The 23,793-nt window shown below is 35.2% G+C and carries 24 protein-coding genes, 1 tRNA gene and 2 pseudogenes; 8 read left to right on the top strand and 19 right to left on the bottom strand.

The genetic code is table 11. The features are described 5' to 3' along the window. Positions 1-8 precede the first annotated feature (8 nt). The 4 genes from AC6FXG_RS08625 (at position 9) to AC6FXG_RS08610 (ending at position 4,208) form a co-directional block, all read left to right on the top strand. Entirely contained in the window at positions 9-2,984 is a 2,976-nt protein-coding gene (locus tag AC6FXG_RS08625) for an InlB B-repeat-containing protein (RefSeq protein WP_500572354.1), read from the top strand. Positions 2,985-3,127: 143 nt separating this feature from the next. Then, positions 3,128-3,532 carry a helix-turn-helix domain-containing protein gene (locus AC6FXG_RS08620; RefSeq protein WP_075573990.1) on the top strand — a complete coding sequence of 135 codons (405 nt, stop codon included), beginning with the start codon at positions 3,128-3,130 and terminating at the stop codon, positions 3,530-3,532. Next, entirely contained in the window at positions 3,533-4,093 is a 561-nt protein-coding gene (locus AC6FXG_RS08615; protein ID WP_500572353.1) for an ImmA/IrrE family metallo-endopeptidase, read from the top strand. It abuts the gene before it with no gap. 39 nt (positions 4,094-4,132) lie between these two features. Beyond that, positions 4,133-4,208 (top strand) — tRNA-Thr (locus AC6FXG_RS08610). A 289-nt stretch (positions 4,209-4,497) separates the two neighbouring features. Here the strand turns inward: AC6FXG_RS08610 and AC6FXG_RS08605 are convergent. The 4 genes from AC6FXG_RS08605 to AC6FXG_RS08590 all read right to left on the bottom strand — a co-directional run bounded on the left by AC6FXG_RS08605 (position 4,498) and on the right by AC6FXG_RS08590 (position 8,954). Continuing rightward, on the bottom strand, positions 4,498-6,189 hold the full coding sequence (locus tag AC6FXG_RS08605; RefSeq protein ID WP_500572352.1) for a zinc-ribbon domain-containing protein: 1,692 nt from the start codon (positions 6,187-6,189) through the stop codon (positions 4,498-4,500). A 126-nt stretch (positions 6,190-6,315) separates the two neighbouring features. Then, a complete protein-coding gene (locus AC6FXG_RS08600) occupies positions 6,316-6,594 on the bottom strand; it encodes a hypothetical protein (protein WP_500572351.1) in 279 nt (92 codons plus the stop codon). A 147-nt stretch (positions 6,595-6,741) separates the two neighbouring features. Further along, positions 6,742-7,809: an FAD-dependent oxidoreductase gene (locus AC6FXG_RS08595; RefSeq protein ID WP_500572350.1), complete on the bottom strand. Its 1,068-nt coding sequence runs from the start codon at positions 7,807-7,809 to the stop codon at positions 6,742-6,744. Next, the gene (locus AC6FXG_RS08590; protein WP_500572349.1) at positions 7,809-8,954 is read right to left on the bottom strand and encodes a double-cubane-cluster-containing anaerobic reductase; all 1,146 of its coding nucleotides are present in this window, start codon (positions 8,952-8,954) and stop codon (positions 7,809-7,811) included. Before AC6FXG_RS08590 ends, AC6FXG_RS08595 begins: the two co-directional genes overlap by 1 nt. Before the next feature lie 262 nt (positions 8,955-9,216). On the opposite strand from AC6FXG_RS08590, the gene AC6FXG_RS08585 reads away from it, so the two are divergent. From AC6FXG_RS08585 to AC6FXG_RS08570, 4 genes are read left to right on the top strand one after another with little or no spacing between them, the layout of a single operon-like run. Then, positions 9,217-9,963: an acyl-CoA dehydratase activase gene (locus AC6FXG_RS08585; protein WP_500572348.1), complete on the top strand. Its 747-nt coding sequence runs from the start codon at positions 9,217-9,219 to the stop codon at positions 9,961-9,963. Continuing rightward, positions 9,956-10,684 (top strand): hypothetical protein, encoded by a 729-nt coding sequence (locus tag AC6FXG_RS08580; RefSeq protein WP_500572347.1) that lies wholly within the window; start codon positions 9,956-9,958, stop codon positions 10,682-10,684. The genes AC6FXG_RS08585 and AC6FXG_RS08580 overlap by 8 nt, the downstream gene beginning before the upstream one ends. A gap of 2 nt (positions 10,685-10,686) precedes the next feature. Beyond that, a complete protein-coding gene (locus tag AC6FXG_RS08575; RefSeq protein WP_500572346.1) occupies positions 10,687-11,961 on the top strand; it encodes a double-cubane-cluster-containing anaerobic reductase in 1,275 nt (424 codons plus the stop codon). A gap of 5 nt (positions 11,962-11,966) precedes the next feature. Further along, on the top strand, positions 11,967-12,218 hold the full coding sequence (locus AC6FXG_RS08570; RefSeq protein ID WP_500572345.1) for a putative Se/S carrier-like protein: 252 nt from the start codon (positions 11,967-11,969) through the stop codon (positions 12,216-12,218). A gap of 150 nt (positions 12,219-12,368) precedes the next feature. Here AC6FXG_RS08570 and AC6FXG_RS08565 read toward each other — a convergent pair whose 3' ends face one another. The 15 genes and pseudogenes from AC6FXG_RS08565 to AC6FXG_RS08495 form a co-directional block, all read right to left on the bottom strand. Next, positions 12,369-12,578 (bottom strand): hypothetical protein, encoded by a 210-nt coding sequence (locus AC6FXG_RS08565; RefSeq protein WP_500572344.1) that lies wholly within the window; start codon positions 12,576-12,578, stop codon positions 12,369-12,371. A gap of 128 nt (positions 12,579-12,706) precedes the next feature. Continuing rightward, complete coding sequence (locus AC6FXG_RS08560; protein WP_099950232.1) at positions 12,707-12,976, bottom strand: DUF1294 domain-containing protein; 270 nt, start codon at positions 12,974-12,976, stop codon at positions 12,707-12,709. A 1-nt stretch (position 12,977) separates the two neighbouring features. Next, a complete protein-coding gene (locus AC6FXG_RS08555; protein WP_500572343.1) occupies positions 12,978-15,167 on the bottom strand; it encodes an AAA family ATPase in 2,190 nt (729 codons plus the stop codon). Between the two features lie 25 nt (positions 15,168-15,192). Beyond that, entirely contained in the window at positions 15,193-16,422 is a 1,230-nt protein-coding gene (locus tag AC6FXG_RS08550) for a tetratricopeptide repeat protein (RefSeq protein ID WP_500572342.1), read from the bottom strand. Between the two features lie 7 nt (positions 16,423-16,429). Next, complete coding sequence (locus AC6FXG_RS08545; RefSeq protein WP_500572341.1) at positions 16,430-18,340, bottom strand: Hsp70 family protein; 1,911 nt, start codon at positions 18,338-18,340, stop codon at positions 16,430-16,432. Positions 18,341-18,343: 3 nt separating this feature from the next. Beyond that, positions 18,344-18,562, bottom strand: coding sequence for a helix-turn-helix domain-containing protein (locus AC6FXG_RS08540; RefSeq protein WP_004825248.1), 219 nt, complete (start codon positions 18,560-18,562; stop codon positions 18,344-18,346). 123 nt (positions 18,563-18,685) lie between these two features. Further along, positions 18,686-18,838 (bottom strand): annotated as a pseudogene (locus AC6FXG_RS08535) (Maff2 family mobile element protein); the annotation flags it as partial. Between the two features lies 1 nt (position 18,839). Then, complete coding sequence (locus AC6FXG_RS08530) at positions 18,840-19,151, bottom strand: single-stranded DNA-binding protein (RefSeq protein WP_267986334.1); 312 nt, start codon at positions 19,149-19,151, stop codon at positions 18,840-18,842. A gap of 226 nt (positions 19,152-19,377) precedes the next feature. Then, entirely contained in the window at positions 19,378-19,995 is a 618-nt protein-coding gene (locus AC6FXG_RS08525) for an SAP domain-containing protein (protein WP_010815620.1), read from the bottom strand. A gap of 110 nt (positions 19,996-20,105) precedes the next feature. Beyond that, positions 20,106-20,381 carry a hypothetical protein gene (locus tag AC6FXG_RS08520; protein WP_500572340.1) on the bottom strand — a complete coding sequence of 92 codons (276 nt, stop codon included), beginning with the start codon at positions 20,379-20,381 and terminating at the stop codon, positions 20,106-20,108. An 18-nt stretch (positions 20,382-20,399) separates the two neighbouring features. Beyond that, a pseudogene (locus AC6FXG_RS08515) lies at positions 20,400-21,215 on the bottom strand (VirD4-like conjugal transfer protein, CD1115 family); the annotation flags it as partial. A gap of 11 nt (positions 21,216-21,226) precedes the next feature. Continuing rightward, entirely contained in the window at positions 21,227-21,412 is a 186-nt protein-coding gene (locus AC6FXG_RS08510) for a transposon-encoded TnpW family protein (RefSeq protein ID WP_035111040.1), read from the bottom strand. Positions 21,413-21,523: 111 nt separating this feature from the next. After that, the gene (locus AC6FXG_RS08505; RefSeq protein WP_005957950.1) at positions 21,524-22,513 is read right to left on the bottom strand and encodes an ORF6N domain-containing protein; all 990 of its coding nucleotides are present in this window, start codon (positions 22,511-22,513) and stop codon (positions 21,524-21,526) included. Between the two features lie 21 nt (positions 22,514-22,534). Beyond that, entirely contained in the window at positions 22,535-22,858 is a 324-nt protein-coding gene (locus tag AC6FXG_RS08500; protein WP_001222545.1) for a hypothetical protein, read from the bottom strand. 182 nt (positions 22,859-23,040) lie between these two features. Then, on the bottom strand, positions 23,041-23,793 hold the full coding sequence (locus AC6FXG_RS08495) for a phage replisome organizer N-terminal domain-containing protein (protein ID WP_000774842.1): 753 nt from the start codon (positions 23,791-23,793) through the stop codon (positions 23,041-23,043).

Genomic DNA, 23,793 nt, shown 5'->3' with positions numbered 1-23,793 from the left:
AATTAATTATGAGGGAATTTTTAATTTACATAATTTGTGGACTTATGACCTTAGGTGTGTTTATACCATCTACAATAAAAGCGGCAGACCCAAGCGATGATATGGTAACCATTAGCTTTGAAGGTAAGTATGCAGATGGCAAAAACATGCAAGTAAAAAAAGGCCATAAGCTTTATGAATACCAAATTAAAGATGTGCTTAATAAGATAGGTTATTCCATAGGTGACATTTATATTGATAAAGAGCTTAAAACCCCTTTTATCTCTCCAATGGTTATTAACGAAGACATAACCCTATATCCTAAGATTAGTATTAAAAAATATAAAATTAGCTTTAATACAAAGCAAGATAGAAATAAGCCATATAGGTTTTTAAATCTCAATAATCAATATGCTATCATTGGAGAGACTGATCTTTCGCAATTTTTACCATTGTTTTTAAAAGAATTTAATAATAGGGAATCTGAAATTAAAAATCCAAAATCTAACAAAATTTATACTTGGGGAGAGGTTTATGAAATAGTCAATTATGAAATAAATGGATTTAAATTTAATTCAATTGACGATATAGGTACTTTAGAGGAAAAACATATACAGGGTGTTAATATTTCCTCTGTCATAATAACAGCCAATATAACAAATAGGACCTACCATATTCGCTTTGATACTGATGGTGCTAACAACGATGAGAAATTCCCACCAATGCCAGTACGATTCAGGAGAATTCCTATAAAACCTTCTGATATCCCTACTAAAACAGGATATAAGTTCCTAGGTTGGTATGAGGGTGATGAGGAATTTTTATTTAATAAAGTTATCTACGAAGATACGACTTTAATCGCCAGGTGGGAAAAGGAAAATTTTGATAAGTATAAAGTATCCTTCATGCTTGAAGGAAGTGATATTCCAAGTCAAGAGGTTGAATTTGATACAAATGCAACCGAACCAACAGTAGAAACAAGAGAAGGTTTTGAATTTGATGGTTGGTACACTGATCCTGGATTTACAAGTAAATTTGATTTTTCAAGTCCTATAAAATCCAAACTTACTTTGTATGCAAGATGGTCGAAGAAAAAATACACTGTATCCTTCGTGCTTGACCAAGAAAACATTCCAAATCAAGAGGTTGAATTCGATTCACAGGCTAAAGAGCCTACAATTGAAGATAAAGAAGGCTTTGAATTTGATGGTTGGTACACAGACTCTGATTTTAAAAATAAATTTAATTTTTCAAGCCCTGTTAAGTCCAACCTTACTTTATATGCAAGATGGAAAAAGAAAAAATACACTGTATCCTTCGTGCTTGAAGGAGAAGAAATTTCAAACCAAAATGTTGAATTCGATTCACAAGCGGCCGAGCCTAAAATAGAAACAAGAGAAGGTTTTGAATTTGACGGTTGGTACACTGATCCTGGATTTACAAAGAAATTTGATTTTTCAAGTCCTATAAAATCCAAACTTACTTTATATGCAAGATGGAAAAAGAAAAAATACACTGTATCCTTCGTGCTTGAAGGAGAAGAAATTTCAAACCAAAATGTTGAATTCGATTCACAAGCGGCCGAGCCTAAAATAGAAACAAGAGAAGGTTTTGAATTTGACGGTTGGTACAATGATTCTGAATTTAAAAATAAATTTGATTTTTCAAGCCCTGTTAAGTCTGACATGAACTTATATGCAAGATGGAAAAAGAAAAAATATACTGTATCTTTCGTTCTCGACCAAGGAAACATTCCAAGTCAAGAGGTTGAATTCGATTCACAGGCTAAAGAGCCTACAATTGAAACTAAAGAAGGTTTTGAATTTGACGGTTGGTACACTGATTCTAAATTTACAAAGAAATTTAATTTTTCAAGTCCTATAAAGTCTGACATGAACTTATATGCAAGATGGAATAAAATAGAAGAAGAAAAACCAAACCCAGATGATAACAAAGATCCAGACGAAACTGAAGAGCCTGGCAATAACCCAGAGCAAAATCCTGGTGAAGATCAAGAGCCTGGCGATGACAAAGACACAGATGAAAATCCAGACGAGGATAAAGATCCGGATGAAAGCGAAGAGCCTGGCAATAACCCTGACGAAAAAGAAAAACCTGGTGAAACCGAACAGCCTGACGATGATGAAAAGGAAAAGCCTGGCGACAAAGAGGAACCAGATGAAGACAAAAAGCCAGACGACAATAAAGAATCTGACGATCAAAAAAATCCTGATGTAAATGATAAGCCAAATAATAATGACAGGCCTTCATACGATTACAAGTATGACTACTACGATTACTACTGGCATCCAAATTACGACTATTTAAATTCAAATAAAAATAATTCTTCTGATATTGCAAAAAATAAAGATGACAAGGCTGAAGGAAAAACAAAGGATGAAAGTAAAGACGAAATAATTGAAGAAAAAGTCACAATACCAGAGGCCATTTTAAATTCATATTTTTCTGACATAGGAGATTTGCCTGGCCACTACCAAGAGGCCATCATTGACCTGGCCAACAGGTCTGTGCTTATAGGAACGGGCAAAAATAATTTTGACCCACATACAAGTATCTCTCGTGCTATGGTAGCCCAAGTTCTCTACAGACTTGCAAATGATAAGACTTATGCGAATCCATCCAACTTTACGGATTCCGCTCCGACAAATTGGTTTTACACAGCCGTTAATTGGGCCAATGAAAAAGGCCTAGTTGAAGGTTTTAAAGATAAAACCTTTAAGCCAAATAAATCTATTACAAACGAAGAACTGGCTGTGATCCTTGCAAGGGCAATTGAAAAACTAGAATTAAAAACCTCTAATATAAATTCAATCAACAAGGACAATTACAAATTCCTAGCCGATTGGAATAGAGATGGCATTATAAAGATGCTTGAACTCGGACTTATGGATTTTTCTTTTGAAGGCAATCAAGTGGTCGTAAAAGAAATCTCCAGGGCTGAATTTGCAAATATAATTTATAAATTAATAAATTCCCTTAATTAATATCACAAGAGCTCCAAGAAAAAATCTTGGAGCTTTTTTATTTGAAAAATTTACTGTAACTTGCATTTTAATTTCAAATATGCTAATATAAATGCAGTTGGAGTTCGTTATTTCAATATTAATTATATATTAAGGAGGATAAAATGGGATTTGGAGTTAAAATCAGAAAATTAAGAGAAGCCAAGGGTTGGACCCAGCAAGAGTTGGGCGATATGATCGGCATGAGCACGCGGACTATATGTGCCTATGAAAACGAAAACATCAGACCCCGCAAGCGTGAGACTTACAATCAGCTAAGCGAGCTTTTTGATGTAAATGTAAACTACTTGCTCACAGACGAAGAGTCCTTTATTTTTCAAGCCCACAACGATTTTGGCAAGATTGGCATGCAAGAGGCAACCGAACTTATAAATGGAGTTATCGGACTCTTTGCAGGCGGAGACTTGACCTTAGAAGATAAAAAAGCCGTCCTTGACACCATTGAAGAAGCCTATTACGATGCCAAGCACAGGGAAACTGAACGCAAAAAGAAAGAAGGCAAACTCTAATTGGCCAGAAAAATTTATGAGGATGTAAATGATCTAATTGAATTTCACGAGACCCGCGATCCGCAGACCATTTTAGAAGAGCGAGGCGTTTATGTAAAGGCCTTTAGCGAGGACACCAAGCTTCTTGGCATGTTTAAAATTATCCTGGGGGACAAATACGTCTTTTACAATAAAAAGTTGAACGACAACCACCTCAGAATGATGTTTGCCCACGAGCTCGGCCACGAATACTATCACAGCGATGACGATTTAAATGCCGAGCAGATTTTTACTTTTAGAAATGCTCAGGAGGTAGAGGCCAATATTTTTGCTGCCCACCTTTTGCTTAACGACCAAGATGTTTTAGATTATCTAAAAGAAGGCAAAAGCATTAATGAGATGGCAAGTTTGGAGTGCGTGGACGAAAATCTTATGATTATAAAATTAAAAGAACTCATGAAGATGAAGATAATTCCTCAAATGGATTTGTCATCCAACAATGAATTCTTTAGAAATATTGACGGCAAAAAAGCTCAAAATTGGGCCAGCGAATTCAGCGACGACTATTATATTGACGATTGATTTTTTGAATTAAATCTGTTAAAATAATTTCTAGTTTGAGCTGACGTGGCTCAGTTGGTAGAGCAGCTGATTCGTAACCAGCAGGCCGGAGGTTCAAGTCCTCTCGTCAGCACCAAATAATACCGCTTTGGATCTTATCTAAGGCGGTTTTTTATTTTTTAATTATATTAGTAACAAATAATTTTGCCATATATACTTAAAATTCCCATTAATTTTTTCTTTGTAAAATTTACTGGGTACAAACTGTGAACCTACTGGGTACAAAAAATACCATACAAATCGTCAATAAAAAATTTATATAATATTTTACTGCTAACGGGTTGATAACATATTGCTAACGGGTTGCTAACAAAAAAGATGCAAGCTTTTTGCCTGCATCTTTTTTAGTTTTCAGAATTTATTAATTATTGTATAAAATCTCTTATCAGCCATGTCCAATTATCATCATCTGCATCAAAAACCATATTTCCATTTTCCTCATCTACCCTGCCGTCTTCATAGTAAAGTTTCATAGTCACTACAGCTGTCAGTTTAGGTGAGTCATAATCCACTTCAAAATATCCTACTTCAGCTTCAACCTTAACTACCTTACCCTCTTCCTCTATACTTTCCTTAATCCCTTCAATAGAAGGCATATAGGACCTGGTACTTGGGCTAAAGTAATCAAAACCAGCTGGATCATAGTCTACATAAAGTTTGCTAAATCCTGTTTCTACAATATTTTTTATTGAAGCTGCGGTTGGAGCCATATTAAAGAACTTTTCTTTCTCTAAGATATCATTTAGCTTAACTTTGCCATCTTCAAGTTTAAGATTGAGAGTTACGAATTTTGAAAATCCACCATAAAATGCAGAATAGTCTAAAGGTTCATAAATATTAGCTGTTCCATCATCTAGGTAATCTATCTCTACATTTGGAATATCTAGGGAAAACATATTTGTAAGCATAGCTTCTTCTTCAAAACGTTTTACCATTTCCTCAGACGTGATGAATTTTTTAAAAGGCCCATCCTTGACCAGGTAGTCATCATAGTCAATATCTTCATCGTAAACATAGTGCCTAGTTAATAGATCGAAAAAGTCTATGATCCTATAGGCATTACCTATTGTCAGTTTTCCATTGACCCAAACATTTAAGCCTTTGACATCATAAACCTTGTAGTCCTCTCCTTCTCTAACGAAAACGAAATTGAGTTCATCCTCATATTCCTTTCCGCCTGCAAAAGATTTTATATTTGTTTTAAGATTTATCTTGTCTCCTTCAACCTTTAAGTCGGAAGGCTTTGCATCTAATTTTATATTTAGGGAAAAATCATCGTCAGCAGTATTTTGGAAAATTCCAAGTTCATGAAATTCTGTGTTGTCAATTAAGCCGCCTTGTGATTTTCTGCTTTGTGCCATGGTTTCCATTTCGCTGATATCCCAGGAGAACATGTACTCATTTAAAAAATCATCTGCCAGTTGTAAAAGCTTATCAACAGAAGGTTTGTTTGCCACCCAATCATCTAGGCCAGAGATCTTATCTATCTTCCATTTTCTGCCATCTTTTAGGTATTCTACGTTAATATTATCTGAAAATTCTGTGCCAGAAGCGGATGTTTTTAAATTAAAATCCATAGTGGCCCAGTCGTCTTCTGTGTCAAAGCTATCGCCCACTTCTTCCAGATCGAATTTAATTTTGCCATCCTCTTTATCAAAAATTTCTTCAGATTTTTTTAGATTTTCTGCAGAAATAAAAGAATTTAAATCAGCAGTAGCTGACAGATAATCAGAGGCCTCTAATCTTGTTTCAGAATTAAAATATCTTTCAAAAAAATCCTCTATCAATTCTTCTGCTCCATCAGCAGATAACTTTTGGTTCATAAATTTATAAACACCAAATCCAACCAAGGCCAAGATTAAAATTCCTGCAATAATTCCAAAAATAATTTTAGAATTCTTAGATTTTTTAACTGGAGCCTGATTAACTGAAGCTTGATTATTTAGATCTTGTTCTTCGTTCATTGGAGTCTCTGGATTATCATCCACCTTTGCCCCACAAGCTGTACAAAATTTTGCCCCCGGCTCAATTTCACTCCCGCAATTTTTACACCACATAAGTCCCTCCTGTAAATACTTTTTAATATATTTATCATTATAGCCAAAGCAAATATTTATTGCAATAGAAAAACTTGTTTTCAAAACACAAAAACACCTGTACTTTTTATCCAGGTGCTCATACTTCTATTTCTTTTTAAAATCTACAAGTGCCAGCGTATTTATTACAATCGATGCTATTACCAAATACATAAGCGGATTTGCTATGGTCACTACAACATCTTCCAGGCCTGAAAAATCTTTTTCGACCACCATCCTGGCCGCGTCCTTATAAAAAAACGCCATAGTAAGGGCTGTTAAGCACACGCTTGCATAAGAGTATTTCTTATTGTCATCTCCACGAATCTTCAGAGCAATACTTACAATTGCATCCATTATGGCAAAGATTCCAAATGCTAAGTCCATCCTATCTCCTCCTTTTTGAACTTATTAATACATTTATTGTATCATAAAATCTTTTTTTGCAAAACAAAGATTTTATTTTTAACAACATAATCTTCTTTACTAAAAACACCTGGACTTTTATCCAGGTGCTCATATTTCTACTTCTTTTTAAACTTCCATATACTTTCTATCGATCTTGTCCTTGAGCTTCCACATTATTCGCCCGTAAAAAGCCAGTCCACCGTAATTGGCAGCAGCCTTTTTGCCACCGCAATTTATAATTTGCAGGTACTTAGTCTGCGGAGTATAGGATTCAAAGCAAGTTTTGTTTTCTATGGCCTTGATCAAATTTGCATAGAGAATCGGCGCCTCGCGAATGGCAAAGACTCCTGCCTTGTTTAAGTCCGGATAGGCCCTGAGAGTTGCCGTGTCTCCCATTACAAGGGCATCATCGCCCGCTACAAGGGATTCTGAAACCCAGAGGTAATTCTTATCTGTAGTCTGGAAATTCTCGAACTTTACATCTGGTCCACGGAAGCCTGTGGTTATAAAGGCGCGGGCAAAGTCATAAGTTCCCTTGTCGGTAAAGACCACTTGGTCCTTGATCTTTTCCACCCTTTCGTTCTTGCGAATAAAAATATTTTTATCTTTCAATATTTTTTCTAATTTCCTCTTGGCCCTGTCATTAAAATTTTCCAGTATATCATGGGCTGTTATTATTTCAATATCGACATCCTTGTAGGCCGCCCTAAAAGCCAGGGCAAGCTCAACTCCAGATGCTCCTCCGCCAATAAAAATCAAACGTCCGCTTTGTCCGTGAACTTTGAAATACTGGTCCAATTCTTCCTTGGCTTTGACCACTTCGCTAATGGGCTTTACCAGGCAGACATGGTCGCTCTCAATTGGAAAAATAATATTTGAAAGAGAGCCTAAGTTGATTGAAATTATATCGTAATCATAAACGGCATTTTCGCTGTAAAGTTTTTTAGCTTCTTGATCAATGGATAAAATTTTATCCTCTACATATTTGACACCGGCCCTTTTACAAAGGTCGGGCACGTTAAAGGAAATTTCATCCTCCGTGTAAATCCCTTCTATAAAACCAGGCAACATACCTGAATAATATTGGCGTTTAAAATCTGTAACCAAAGTAAAATCAGCGTCCACTGGATTTTTTATTAAATTTTTTAAAACATTTATGTGGCCGTGGCCACCACCTGCTAGTAAAACTTTCATTAGATCATTTCAACAAAGGCTTCTAGCCTTGTATTTAACTGGCCAATGTCTGATTGTGAATAGTCTGTTTCAACTGCAATATATGGAATATTTTTTTCTTTGTTGCAGAAGTTTTTGATTTCCAGGCTTTCAACTTGGAAGGGTGTGCAGGTTTGCAAGTGCATGTCCACAACGCCATCTACCTTGTATTCATCAATCATCCTGCCCAATAGTTCGCGACGATTTGGGTTTGGACTCATGCAAGCGCATCCGATATTTAAATATTTTTCAGCAATTGCCATATATGGGTCATCTGTGCCCTCTTCAACATTTCTGTCGATGGCCTTGGCACCTCCGCAGTTTTCAAAGGCAACTACGATTCCACCATTGTCTTCGATAGCTGAAATAACTTTTTCAGTTGCACCACCAATTGGGCAGCCTGTAACTAGGATACGCTTCTTGCCCTTGATGTGCTTATGTTCGCTTAAAACTTTTTCCTTTAATCCTGCCAATTCTCCAGGTATGGCCCTCTTGTCAAATTTAAAAGTCGCCCCATGGAGGACATGCCACATATCAAGACCCATAATTGGAAGCTCGTCTTCTTTCATTATGCTATAAAAATCTTTAATGGCTGAGCGTTCGGCATTTTTAACTTTAATGGCTTCGCGAATATCTTCATCAGAGATTTCTACTTTAAAAAAATCTTCCAAGTATTCTTTCATCTTGATAACTTCGTTGTACCAAAGTTCCAAACCTTTTTCGGATTGCTTGTTAGGCAGTTCCATTACGTGGGTTGGCTTGACCTTGCCCAAGTATTCGTACATTTTTTTCTTGCCATCGCAAGTGGTTTCGCCCACGATCAAATCTGAAAAGTGGAAGAATGGGCACTTGTCTGTAATGGCAAAGCCGTATGAAGATTTAATTAGGGGACAGAGATTTTTTGGCAAATCCCTTTCTGCATCTGCAATTGTCTCATCGCTGGTTGCACAAAGGGAAACTGAAGTTGCCCCTGCTGCCAGGGCCAATTCTTGAGGGAAAAATGTGCAAAAAACTCCTACAACAGGAATATCTTGGTCCTTGATTTCCTTGACTTTTAAAAATGCCTCCCTCCTGGCATCTGCAAATTCTTCAAATATTTCTGGTAAATCTTTTCTTAGTTCAATCATTTTCTCACTCCTTATAATTTCAGTCCTATGTACAGGTTTTTAAATAAGTTTTCCTAACAAATAAACCCTTGTTAAATAATAAATTTTATCTACATAATATTATAACCAAAAACGATGTTGATTACTATTAATAAATGATTACATGGGCTCAGTATAGATATTTTTAATAACGCCAGCTTTCCTATAAAGTTTTTTTATAATACTTGATTTAATCTATTAACTTAAATACAATTAACTTATAGACATATAAGGAGGAATCGAATTGGTACATGTTGGAATAGATATTGGTTCAACTGCTTCAAAAGTCGCAGTAATGGACCAAGATAAAAAAGAAATTTTATACACAAAATTGCTGCCAAGCGGATGGAACAGCCGTGAAACTGGCGAAGAAATCCTACGCTGGCTAAAGAGCCTGAACCTAGGCGACATGGATATAGTTGCAACTGGTTATGGACGCGTATCCGTCCCTTATGCAGACAAGACGATCACAGAGATCACCTGCCACGCCAAAGGAGCCATGTACCTTCACCCAGGCGATATGACTGTCATCGACATCGGCGGCCAAGATACAAAGGTTATCGTCGTCGAAAACGGAATGGTCTCTGACTTTTTGATGAACGACAAGTGTTCAGCAGGCACAGGAAAATTTTTGGAAGTTATGGCCAACAGACTTGGACTTACCCTCAGCGAAATGTACGAATACGCTGAAAGAGGGGAACCAGTTCCCATCTCAAGCCTGTGCACAGTTTTTGCTGAATCAGAAATCATAAGCCTCATGGGCAAGGGTACTCCGCGCGAAGACATTTGCTCAGGAGTAGTTGCATCAATCGTAACAAAGGTAGCTTCACTTTCATCCAAGCGTTTAAAGGCAGGCGATGTATTTTTGACAGGCGGTTTTTGTGACAGCCCATATATGGTCGAAAAACTTTCTGAGGAGCTAAAAACAGAAGTGAAAACAGATCCACGTGCAAGATTTGCTGGTGCAATCGGGGCGGCCCTCCTTGCATAATATAGATTTTTTTAAAAATTTACGGCGGGAGGCTTATGTCCACGCCATCAATAGAAAAATAGAAGGCAAGGCCATAGCCGGGACCTTTGGAAATGTGGATGAAGCTGTGCTACGTGCATGCGATATCATCCCCTATCCAATTGTATCGGTCGAGGGATATATATTTGAGCACGGACAGGTAAAGGAGTCCTGCCATCCCATAAATGCCAGCCGGATTTATCTGGAAACAGGAAAGTGCCCCCTGCTCTTTTCTGCAGGCTTTATAGTCCACGATGGTATGTGCCCATATTTTGTAAAAGAAATATCGGCAGTTACTGACAAGGACTTTGTGGCGGAAGAAAATTTAAAAACTTACTTAAAAGATGGCTCTTACATTTTTAACCAAGAAAAATATACAAACATAAAAGCAAAACTAAATAAAATAGATGAAGCCTTTAATTTTCTTGCCGCAAGTGATATCGATTCAAAGCTCCTTGCCTACGCAAAATTTTATCTGCGCTTTGAACCCGACCTTGATAGGCGGATAGAAATCTTACAAGAACTAACAAGTGAATACAAAAATATAAATAATATTAGAAAAACAATCAAAGTCCCCTGCCCCTATGGTATAATTGACGGGATTGATTGCGACAATTTTAGTATTATAGAAAGTACAAGCCAGGCGGACTTCGCTCCCTATGGCTGTGCTTTTTGTGATAAATATATTAAATACGAGGTGTAAAAATGGATAAGAATCATGAAATGTGGTCAAATATCGGCATGGATGTTGAAAAACACGACGTCCTGTGCGAAGTTTTACCAGGAGCTTTTGGTGACGTTTTCCTAAGTCAAGAAAACAGACCAAAGGGCATGGATTATTTCAACATGGTCGTTGGTGACATCCACGGAATTAGACCATCAGAATTAATCGCAGAACAAGAAAAAGGCAGAAAAGTCGTTGGAACTTTTTGTATCCACGTACCAGACGAAGTGCCAATTGCTGCAAACGCAATTGTAACAGGCCTCTGCTCAGGCAGCCAATTCTGGGTACCAGGCGGAGAAAAAGTTCTTCCAACAGCAACTTGCCCACTTATCAAAGCAAGTCTTGGTGCAAGATTTGACAGAACTTGCCCATTCTTTAGAATTGCAGACCTATTTGTAGGCGAAACAACTTGCGACGGCAAGAAAAAAGCTTGGGAAATCCTTGGCGAAGACGCACCAGTTTATGTAATGGACATTCCACAACTAAAAACTGAAGACGACTTCATCAAATGGGAAAAAGAAATTAAAAAGTACATCACAAAAATCGAAGAACTAACCGGTAACAAAGTTACAGAGGAAAGCCTCCACGACGCAATCGTTCTTATCAACAACAAGCGCAAGGCTATGCAAAGATTAAATAACTTTAGAAAACTCGACAAGGTACCTATTTCAGGTAAAGACGTCTTACTTACAACCCAAATTGCTTTCTTTGATGACCCAGCCAGATTTACAGAAATGATCAACAAACTCTGTGACGAACTAGATGAACGCGTAAAAGAAGGCGTTAGCGTTTACAAGGAAGGAGCCAAGAGAATTCTCTTAACAGGTACTCCACTTTCAATTCCAAACTGGAAGATCCACCACATCATCGAATCCATGGGAGCAGCTGTTGTTGGCGAAGAAATGTGCACAGGCCTCAGATATTGTGAAAACCTAGTTGACGAAACTCCAGGCACAATCGACGAACAAGTTGAACACCTGGCCAAGAGATACCTAGGCAGCATCAACTGCGCTTGCTTCACACCAAACGACGACAGAATTGACGACATCATCCGCTTGGCCAAAGAATACAAGGCAGACGGAGTTATCGACCTCAACTTAAAATTCTGCACCCTCTACGACCTAGAAGGCAGAAAAGTTGAACGCGCCCTCAAAGAAGAAGGCATCCCTGTACTTGGAGTTGAAACCGACTACACAGACGAAGACGCTGAACAATTAAAAACCAGAATCGGTGCATTCATTGAAATGCTTGGCTAAAATTTATGAAGCAATACTTTGTGTTTTTTAAAAACTCAATAGACGCTTACAGCCTGTCGCAAAAACTGACAGACATAGATGTAACCCTTGCCCCAACTCCCAGGGAGGCGGACTACTGTTGCGGAGTCTGCTTGATTTATAAAAATCCTGAGGACAAGGCCTATATAGAAAAAATCGCCCAAGAAGCGGGCATAGATCTCGGAGGCTTTTGGGAAAGAGAGGGCGGCATCGACCCAGACAGGATGAAATTTTGCTAAATTAAAAAACTGTATGTATTTGTTGGAGTGGAAATTCCAGTAAATACATACAGCTTTTTTATTTTGATTATTGTGAAAAATTTTCTTCAAGTAACTTAAAAGCTTTTTGCAATCTGATTTTATTTTTTGCAATTTAATTTGTATTTTTGTCTACAAGATAAGCTTCATTTTAATTGGCAATTTAACTTTTATTTTTACTTGCATTTTAATTTTCATTTTTATTTTTACTTTTAAAAAGCCTTGAGCTTTATAATTTAAATCGCATTTATTTTTTAATTTTACAAGCCCTCGTATCCTTACTTTTAAATCGCATTTATTTTTCATTTTACACGGGCCTTCAATTCTAATTTCAAAAGGCATTTTATTTTTAACTTTGCCTTGATTTTTATTCTCTAAAAATTCATAAATTTATTCTACAAATTTTAATACAGTTTCAATTATAAAAGCACTTAGACTTAAAAAGCTAAGTGCTCTTTTTAATTAACTTTCTATAATACTCTGCCAAGTATTGCTAGGCCTATAAAATTTGCCAGATAAAAATATGACTTTCTGATTTTGTGCCTAAATAAAAACATGGCGGCAAATCCACCTAGGCCTCCCCCTGCTAGGCTAAAGAGAAGCAAGACCACCTCTGGCACCCGCCAACCGTGAAAACTTGCTTTTAGCTTGTCGTACCCATACAGGCAAAAGGCCGCGACATTTGTACATAAGAATATTAATTGAAAAACTGATTTAAATACACCTACTATTAAACCCATACTAAACTCCTATTGCAGTCAATATATCTCTCTTGGTTATTTGCAGTATATCGTCTGCGCCTTCATTTACTACCCTGCCAGCTTGGACTGTGGTAACTTTTTCGAAAAACCTCCGCGCTTCCCTACCGTTACCAAAGTTTCTATCTTTATTTTCAACCAAGTATGCAAAGTATTTTAGAACTTCTTCCCCAGCATCCTCATCTAAATTATAGTGTTGGGAGGTGCAAATCCTCTTAAATATTTCCAAGAGTTCAAACTGATCGTAATCTGGAAACTCGATTATATCTCCAATCCTAGATCTAAGACCTGGATTTACATTTAAAAAGTCATCCATCTCATTAGTATAACCAGCCATTATAACTACTAGCTTATCACGGTTGTTTTCCATTTCTAGGATAAGGGCTGCTATAGCTTCCGCACCAAAATCTCTTTCGTATTTGCTTGTTAGTGAATAAGCTTCATCTATAAATAAAATTCCCCCATAGGCTGACTTACAAACATCGATTGTCTTTGATGCGGTATGTCCTATATACTGGCCAATCAAATCTGACCTATCGGCTTCAACAAATTTCTCTGCGCTAAGAACTCCTAGCTCATAAAAAATCTTGCCAATAATCCTTGCAACAGTCGTCTTACCAGTTCCTGGATTTCCAGTAAAGACCATATGATAAGATCTGGTGGCAGTTTTTATTCCCCTTTCTTCCAGCATTTTATTATAGATCACTTGATTTTTAATCTCTTCTACTCTTTTCTTGACTGACTCAAGACCGACTAGAGCATTAAGTTCTTGCATGGCCTCTTCTACGCCGTCTCTGCCAACTTTTTCTAATTCAACGCCAAAGTCTATGGCATTTAAGGTTGTGAGTTCTTCCTTGGAAACATTTTTACCGGCAACCCTCAGAGCTTTTTCCTTTATAGCGTCTTCTACAATACTCCTAGCACTCCTGCCGTTGCCAAAATGTTCCTGGGATTTTTCTTCTTCAATTCTCTTTATAAAGGCCTTTTTACCATCTTCGGTTAATGTAAATTGATTTTTCTTGGCATAGAGTTCCGCAATTTTTAGGAGGTCATCATTTTCGTAGTCTTCAAAGTAGATTTCCATATTAATTCTTGACTTAAGGCCCGGATTGGATTTCAAAAGTTCACGCATCTCGTCAGTATAACCCGCCAGGATTACAATCATCTTGTCCCTGTTGTCTTCCATAGCTTTTACAAGTGTATCTATGGCCTCTTTACCAAAATCATTTTCATTGCCGCGAGCTAATGAATAGGCCTCGTCAATAAAAAGCACACCGCCCATGGCTTCGTCGATTTTTTCTTGGGTTTGAATGGCTGTAGCCCCTATATATTGCCCAACCAAATCGCCCCGATCAACTTCAACTAATTGGCCAGTTTCTAAGATGCCTACATTTTTAAATATATCTGCCAAGAGTCTGGCAACAGTTGTCTTACCTGTACCTGGATTTCCATAAAAGGCAAAGTGATAGCTCATCTTGTTTTCGTTAACAATTCCCTGCTTTTGCCTCATCTGTTCAAATTCAATTTGTTTTAAAATTTTTCTTACTTCTAGCTTAACGCTATCTAGACCAGTCAGCTCATCAAGTTTGCTTAAATTTTCTTGTAAGGCCGTCTGTGCCATATCTTTTTTGGCAGAATCGGTCTTAATTTTTTGCAAAAACATATTTGCCGCATCGGACTCTTTGGAATTCGGCCTAGTCAAAATAATCTTTCTTGCAAATTTCCTAAGCTTGTCGTATTCTCCGACCTTATAATAAAATTCGAGCTTCAAAGCCTCGTAACCCTTGTCTGGATATGAGTCGATTATTTGTGCAATTGTCCCATAGTCATGGTCTACTAAGAGCTTCATAAATTTTATTTTCTTAAAGTCTTCATTGGCTGGGTACAAGTTTTCAACTATAGTGTAGATTCTGTTGAAATCATCTTTATTTTCATTTTCAAAATAAATTTCAAGCAAAAATTGATAGCATTTTAAATCCTTTTCAGCCTCTCCCTCTAAAATCCTAACCGCTTCATCTTTTTGCCCCTTCATATAGGAAACTTTTGCCAGATAATAGGAATAAGTTGAAGAGCTTATTTCAGATCTGTGCTTTTCCAAATATGGCAGGAAGGTATCTGTCCCCCCTGAATACAGTCTATCATTTAACTTTTCTTCTATTGTCCTAGAATTCATTGACATATCCATGACCCATTATCACCTATTTTTTACTTTTATTTCTTTTTCTATTATTCTTCCACTCTTGATAGCCCATGATAAACTTGCTCTTGCCTGTTACCAAAGAGGCATTAGCTATATATCCTGGTACTTTCATAAACTTATTGACCAGATAAACGGCAAGTACAATTCCAACTAAAGGTAAGAATGCAACAAGTGGTGATAAGACAGTTATAGCTACTAAAAATCCTACAACCAGCCAAACCATCTCTACTAGCTCTGTCTTTTCAAATAATTTTTTAGCACTTTCTATAGAGTTTTTATAATAATCAATAGGATTGTTAGAATAAGCGTTTTCCATACATGAGATATAATTATATATATCGTTTTTAGAGGTTAGATATTTTTCACCCTCGTATTCTACCTTATACTCTTCAGCAATAAATGAATACACCCTAGCTACCTCTTGCTTGAAATTTGCATTTGTGACCCCATAGTTAAAAGGTTTTCTGGTTAAATCAGCATAAAATTTGTTGCCTTCTCCAGCAATTTCAGATGCTTTTTTAAAAGCAGCAAGCGCTTCTTGGTACATTTTCTTTGATAAATAATATCTGCCCTCCAAATAAAGTGCATAAGGTGAGCTCTTATCTTTGATTGGATCATAAATAATCCTATACATTTTTTCAAGATCTGAATTGTCATTTGTCAAAGCGCATAAGTTAAACAAATGAAAAGCTGAGTGATAATCATCTGGAACCAAGTCAAAGACTTTATAGTAGGCATGCCTTGATAAGTCATACTTGTTAGTAGCTTTATAAAAATCACCAAGCGCCCTCCAAGTCTTAGGATTATCGGGCTGTTCTTTAATTGAAGCATCTATTAACCTAAAGGCCTCATTATTATCATAGCCAGTCAAAGAACGTGCCTTTTCTAGAGCTTGTTCAACAGTCAGATATCCATTATTTGCTTGTTGCTGAGGCTGCTCTTGTCTTTGTTGTTGCTGTGGCTGCTGATATTGTTGTCTTTGCTGGTTGGCTTGTGAATTCCTATATTGGTTGAGTTTATTAATATAGTCATTGTAAGCTCCTGGATCTTTAAAAATATCCAAGGCCTCAGAAATTTCCTTGACCATCTTTTCAGCCTCATCCCTAACTTCTTTTTTAGGGTTTGACGTCCTCATGGTCCAAGTCCTCAACTCTTGGTGGAGGTAGTCAGCTATCTGTTCTTGATGTAAATTTTGATCAATATTTAATATTTTATAGTAATCTTTCATCTTTCACCTACTCAATATCAATGTTTGAAATTTTATTTGTCTTTTCCATTACTTCTTGCTTACTTAAGTTCGCTTTTCTTTCAAGCTCAACCGCCCTCATTGAAGTTTCTGTCGCAGTATCATAAATATCTACACTTACTAATCCATTAGCATCATAGTTATAAGTAACTTCTAGTTTTGATCCTATTGGTCTTTCAGCTGGAGGCAGTTCGTGCGTAGTATCACTAATAATCGTTACATAGTCCAGGTCCATATCCTCTCCCTCACAAACTTGAACTCGAACCAGATTTTGATTTTCATATCTGGTTGTGAAAGTTTTTGTAAATGAAGCTGGCAGAGGACTGTTTTTTGGAATAATTATTTCATTAAACTCTATTTGACTATCGCTATCGTTAACAACAAGTCCGAGCGAGTGAGAGTTGACGTCAATAATATTAACTCCTCTTATATTTTGATCAGATGTATCAGACCCTTTAAGTAAGTGAGCTTGAATTGCTGCACCCATGGCAACAACTTCATCTGGATTTAGTTCAAAGGATGGCTTTTTGCCCATAAAGTCTTCAACCATCTCTCTGACTAATTTCATCCTTGATGAGCCGCCGACAAAAATGGTCTTGTCAATGTCAGACTTATCCATATCTGCGTCTTCAAGGGTAAACATAATCATATTTAAGGTCTTTTTAACATCATCCATGATAAGAGAATTAAAAAGATCCACTGTAATTTCTATCTTGTCTCTAATGCCGTCATTGTTAATGATGATATTGGTTTTACTCTTTGATGACAAGGATTTTTTGGCCTCTTCTACTTTTTCGCGCAAGTCTTCAATGGCATAAATATCTTCTGATAAGTCTACGCCGTGCTTTTCCTCGACATAATTTAAAACGTATCCTAAAAGGGCATTGTCAAAGTCAAAACCTCCAAGCTCACGATTGCCGTTGGTTGCAATTACTCTAAAATCACCGTCTTTTAGCTCCATGATTACAACGTCAAAAGTTCCGCAAGTAGCGTCAAGTAAACGGTCGTTATAAGTTATCTCTAGTAAATCGTACATAAATGAAGTGATATGCTCTGGGGTAAATACTTGACCACTTTCAGACTTTTTCTTGTATCTATTAAATTCATTAAAGAAAATGCCCATTACATCTTCGCCGTTCCAGTTATCTGAGTTTATGGACTCTGCGATTTCTATGATACAGTCAATAAATGTATTTATATCATCTTGATTTTCTACAATGTTCATTTTTATTTCACTGTACACCTCAAGCAAAATATCTATTTTAAGATTTTGTTTTCTATGATCTTGAAGTGATTTTGCTAAAGTATCATATATTTTATTTCTAAATGGTTCATATCCATTATCTTTTATTGCTTCAAGATTGCCGCCAAACCTTTCTACTACCAAGGCTGAAGCTGTAAATATCATTCTATGATATAAATTCTTAATTCCGAATTTAAAGTGTAGTAAATCATTTATTCTTTTTGTTAGAGTGAAAATTTTGTTTTTATCTATATAATTTTCTTTAAACAAATCAATATAGTATTGCTTGTGTTGAAGTTTATTAGCTACTCTTATGAGTTCCTTGTTTTTATATATAGCGATTTCTTTGCCATTGTACAAAATTCCAACAGTTTTTTTATATTTGCTTGAAATTATGTCTATATTTTTCATTAGCTCATCAATAAAAATTTGTTTGCTAATATCTCTTTCTTCTGATTTTGTTTCAAGGATTATTGCTACATCATTCATGTTTTTAGGTAAATACCAACCATCTGGCTTATCTGAATATCCTTTAAACCCTAATTGATTAAAAGTAGTTATTTGACCAGTCCCTTGATCAACATTTTCTTCAGCTTCATCAAAGCCTAATACTAATTTCGCATAATCCCTGACTTGATCTTCTGTCCTTAAACTCATTTTCTAATCCTCTTCACTAAAATTGTCTTCAAAACTAATAATATCATTAGGGGTGCAAGATAGAGCCTTACATATTCTTTCTAAATTCTTAAATGTAATTGGTTTATCCTTGCCCATTTGTGCCATAACATTTGTTGTAAGTCCTGCCATAGCTATTACATCAGTTTTCTTTAAACCTTTTTTTGCTAACTGTATCCATAATGGTTTATAGTTAAGTGCCATAATATCCCTCTTTTTCTGTTCATTAGATTTATTTAATTATAGCATAAATATTGATTTCATTCAATCTTACATTGATTTAGTGTTTTGTTTTAGAGAATTTGTTGTGTTATTCCGTCCTTATTTTGCCATAAATTGCTTAATACCTTGAGATTTAGCACCAGGGTTATCATTACCATAACCTTCCATCAAGTTAATAACTCCCCATGCTCCTAAACCTGCACCAATTGCAGTTACAAGTGTCTTTAAAACTCCAACTCCAGCTGTAAAAAATTCCATATTATTCCTCCTCGTTTTCTTTCTTATTTTCTATTTTGTTTAGTGATTTAACTATAAAATTCTTGTAGACCTTATCTCCTTTTTTGTTTTCTTTGAAATATCCAAAGGCATGGATTAGATCTCCTTTTTCAAATTCTTTTACAATTTCTACCTTTTCTCCATATACTGAGCAATTTGTGTATTCTTTGCCCTTTCCATAATTTTTAACAAGAGCAAAATTTGCTACTTGAACACTTTCTCCATCTTTTTCAAATTCTGAAAATTCAGCTTCCTTAACTAAATTTGCATTAATATTTATCATTTCTCTATCCATTAATTTTTTCTCCTTAATCTATAAATTTCAATTAAAAAAGCGACTGGATCTATTTATTTCCAATCGCTATACATTATTCCTTATTAAATTGTTCTAAGTAGGAGCTCTTATCCTTAACATCTTAACCTCCTAATTTTGAGTATAAAAAAAGACGATAGAGTTTTTAATTTCTATCGCCTAACATCTATCTGTATTAATTTTTTTCATTCAAAAAAATAGTTTCTGTTTACTTGTGATAGTCTTCTATTTTATCCTCATATTTTTTTATAAGTTCTCGTGAATAAACTTTTTTGTTTTTTGAATCTCTGACTTCTTTCCAAAGAATTGCAGCTACTTGTATTTTATTAGAGTAGTTACAACTAATTTCGTCTGCACAAAAATCCTTTAAAAATTGATTCCATTGACAAACCGAATTATCATACTTAGCATAATCTGATTTTCCATAATAAACTTTGAGCATATCTTGAATTGTAAAACTCAAATCATTTTCTCTTTTTACTTTTCTCCAAGCAGTAGCCATATCAGCAGTAAATTTAAATGGCGAAACATCTGTTAAAATTGAGAAATACTCTCTGAAATGTGTGTTAAAGGAGAACCCGCATTCAAGTAATGGAGTATCTAAGGTAATAGTTTCTACTTGTTTCTTTTCATTTTTTATTGATGACTTTTTAATCAAATCACCCTTAAAGTACTGTTCAATAATATAATTGAGTTCCTGTTTTGTACCTCTGTATTCTAATCCTAATGACTTGCATATCTGTGAAAGTTCTTCACGATACCAATAGTATTTATTAAACTCATCAAACGATGTGATTTTATCAAACTCAGGTCTACTTTCTATCAATATTTTATCTCCTTAAACTAATTTACCTAATTCTTTTCCCAATTTTCATTTTCTTACGCCATTCTGGTGCTAATCCATCATCAGACCAATATTCATCCATTTCAATATTTCTAGTCTTCTAAAATAGATACTTCAAGGTCTATCGCTTTAAATGTAACAGTTATTCCTACTTCTTCTTTTACTGTTTTTTCGAATAGCTCAGCTATATCATATGGGGACATATCATATATATCTTCATACCATTCATTACTTTCATCGTACATTGTCTCACATATTGCTTCAATATAATTTTTCTTATCCTTTGTGAGCTCTGTATCACTTTCTAAAATAAACTGCTCACCGTTTATATTTAATATAATTAAAAATGATTTTCTATTTTCACACATTTTGCTTTCTCCATATACTCAAATGTTTAACCTATTTATTTTATAACTTGATTTTAACTTTACCTTATCTCTATTTTTTAAATACTCTTCAACATCAAACAAGTTTTTCTTATCATAATCTTCCAATAACTTGTAATTCTTATGTTTTGTAATATCGAATTTATCAGATAAGAAAGGTCTTACTCCTCTTAGCTGGTATATGCATTTACCGCCATCCATTACAGTTATTTCATCTTGGCTCATAAGTTCCTTGCCAGTCTTTTGATAATTTAGACCAAAAGATTTTTGATTTGATCTTGTTTCTGATGTGTTATATAGGTCTATGGTTTCTTTTCCTAAGGTTTCTGATAACTCTTTTACTGTTGTTTTTTCTTTTCCTCCTAGAAAAAGTGTTGAGTCACAGTTACCAACTATTGTATCTGCATGGTCTTTGTAAATTGCTTTTAATTGAGATTGTGCTTGCAGAATTATACTTGCTGATATTTCTCTTGAACGAATCGTCGCTATTAGTTTTTCAAATTTAGGAATTAAACCTATATTGGCAAACTCATCAAGTAGACACCTAACATGAACTGGAAGTCTTCCACCATACACATCATCTGCCTTATCACATAGTAGATTAAATAATTGGGAATACATTATTGATACTACAAAGTTAAAGGTATCATCAGTATCTGATATTATTACGAACAAAGCAGTTTTCCTATCTCCAATTTTATCAAGCTCTAGTTCATCTTCGCTCATTAGTTCTCTAAGCTCTCTTATATCAAAAGGTGCAAGTCTTGCTCCACAAGATATTAGAATTGACTTGGCAGTTTTTCCTGTAACAACTTGTCAAGGACTTTTTAATCATTTTTTATCGCTTTTTGATGTTTTTCTCTCTCCATTTCTCTAAGAATTATGCGTTTTAATTTGTCTTGCATTGTTTCCGTTGCATTTTCATTAAAGTGAACAACAACTTCATAGGTTGCTTTACCAATTTTCTTTATAGTTTTTGTTCCTGTATCCTGTTTATTTTTATTTTCGTGCATATTAGTTTCCCTCCTGTTAGTTGCAATCAAAAAAAGACGATAGAGTTTTATTTCTACCGCCTTTCACAAGTCTTGTAGCTATTCATTTAATAACGCTTTACCATTTACATATTAAATTTTCAAATCCTTATTGTTCAGCATTCCGCCAAACATCGTATGATACATATCCTTGGAAGATTCCTCTATCTTTGTAATACTTGATATTTTATTTCCTGCATCTTTTGATGATGCTCCGCAAAGATAAAAGGCTTCACTGTCTGTTCCATAGTCAATGGCAATATATCTATCGTGATACTTTTTACCTGCAATTTTCATCTTCAGATTGATATTAGGGTAATCTTTTCTAAAATCGTTTAGGATATTTTTTGTCAGCATATCCTTGTTTTTCACATTGTCGCTAAAGACTATAATTTCAACATTGTCTTTTGCAGCTCTTAATAATTCTAAGGTTTTCAAGCCTATATAGTTATCTATTACATAAATGCTTTTCTTTGCAGACTTATATATTTTTGTATAAGCAACATCTGCTTCAATCTTATCTCCATTCATTAAAAGGAAATGCTTGTATGTGTCTGGATCTATAAAATTATCCATAACCTTTTTCAAATCTTCTTTTGTAGCCATTTGCGACTTTATTTCAGCTATATCCTTTGTGTTTTGATTTGTCTGTACTGCTATTTGTACCAATTCTTTTGAGCTAATAAAATCTTGATTTTCGATTATAAAGTCTTTCATCTGCTTAAATGTTCTAATTAAGGCTCTACTTTGCCTAATCGCAAGTTCACCTCTTAATACCGTCATAAGCATATAAATACCTTGTTCTGTAAAGGCATTTGGTAAGTATCTTGAACCGCCCCAACTTGAGGTGAAATTTTTGCACCTCAAGTTTTCAAATTCATTCTCGGTAAGTTGAAACATAAAATCTTCGCCTTCAAACTTCTCAATATTGTTTTTTACCTGTCTATTAAAGTTTTTTGTTTCATAACCATATATTTCAGCTAAATCTGCATCAAGCATTACTTTTTGCCCACGAATAAGATATATTTTTTCTTGTATAGTTTTATCATCTACAATAACTATCTCTTTATTTTCTTCTGCCATGAAATGCACCTCCAACATTATCTAAATTCTTTTATATTTTTCTACTCCACCTTCAGCTTTTCCGATGTGTTCCACATTTTTTACAAGTCTCTTATTTACATTTTCATAAAACCATCTGCCAATCAATGCCGGCGGTGTTGCGATTAACTCTCTCAAAACAAATTCTTTGCCTTTCGGTAAAGAGCTAATTTTGTTTAATAAGGTAGTATATAGGTCAGCATAGCTTGTATTTTCTTGTAAACTACTACACTTACAATATTCAGTAACGCTTGGGAAACCTCCCTCTATTGCTTTTTTAGTTAAAATTTCAAGTTCTTCATCGGTTACAGTAAATTGAATTCGCATTTATATATCCTCTCCTTATAACTGAGTTTATTACCATATCATTATCATTTTATCATAAATACGATATTTTTTCCATACCACAAATTTAAGCCCTTATACGATGTTTTTACAATTAGCCATAATCTGATACCTATTTTATTATTAACACTCTTAAAAAGCCTTTCCACCGTCTTATACGAGGTCTACAAGTGTTCACCCTTGTCATAATCTTCAAAGGTATATACTTTTGATTTACTGTTTTCCTTTAATTTCCCTTTGTCCTGTTCATACCAATGAACCAAGGTCGCATAATGGTCTTTGTAGTTTCTTCCTGTACTTTGCATATAGGTTGACAGCTTCTCTATCATTTTATCCCTATGACATTGCATTTTATCCTTTAATTTTCCATATTCTTCATCAGTTAAGGAAACATTTTTATATTCTCCATAAAGGGAGGGGGATATTTTTTCTTTCTCCCCCTCTTTTTCTAACTCTATATCTATCTCTTTCTCTATCTCTATCTCTCCGTTGCAGTTTTGTTGCAAAAGGTTGCAAGGTGTTGCACCAGTGTTGCATTGCAACGCTTTTTGTCCTCTTGATTTCCTCGAACGCCTTGTAGACGCTGTTTCTGAACCTATAAGACTTGGGATTTCTGTTAAAAAATACTCGTCATTTTCTGTGATTATCTCCATCAATCCTTGTGCTACAAGATAATTTACTGTAACCATTACATCATCTTCCGTTTCATCAATCGTTAATGCAAGCTCCTTGATAAAGTCTGTTTCTACTCCGTCATAATACAGCTTCCCACTATCTTTTAAGCTAAGCAAAAGCAATTTGAGGTAAATGATTGTATAGGTATCTCCTCCTGATATTTTTCTTAGCCTTTTGATTCTCTTATCTGTAAAAAAATCTTCTTTCAATTTTAACCAATAGTATCTTCTGTTGTCTGCCAT

Source organism: Ezakiella massiliensis (assembly GCF_059862345.1).
This window is presented reverse-complemented; position numbering and strand designations above follow the sequence as displayed.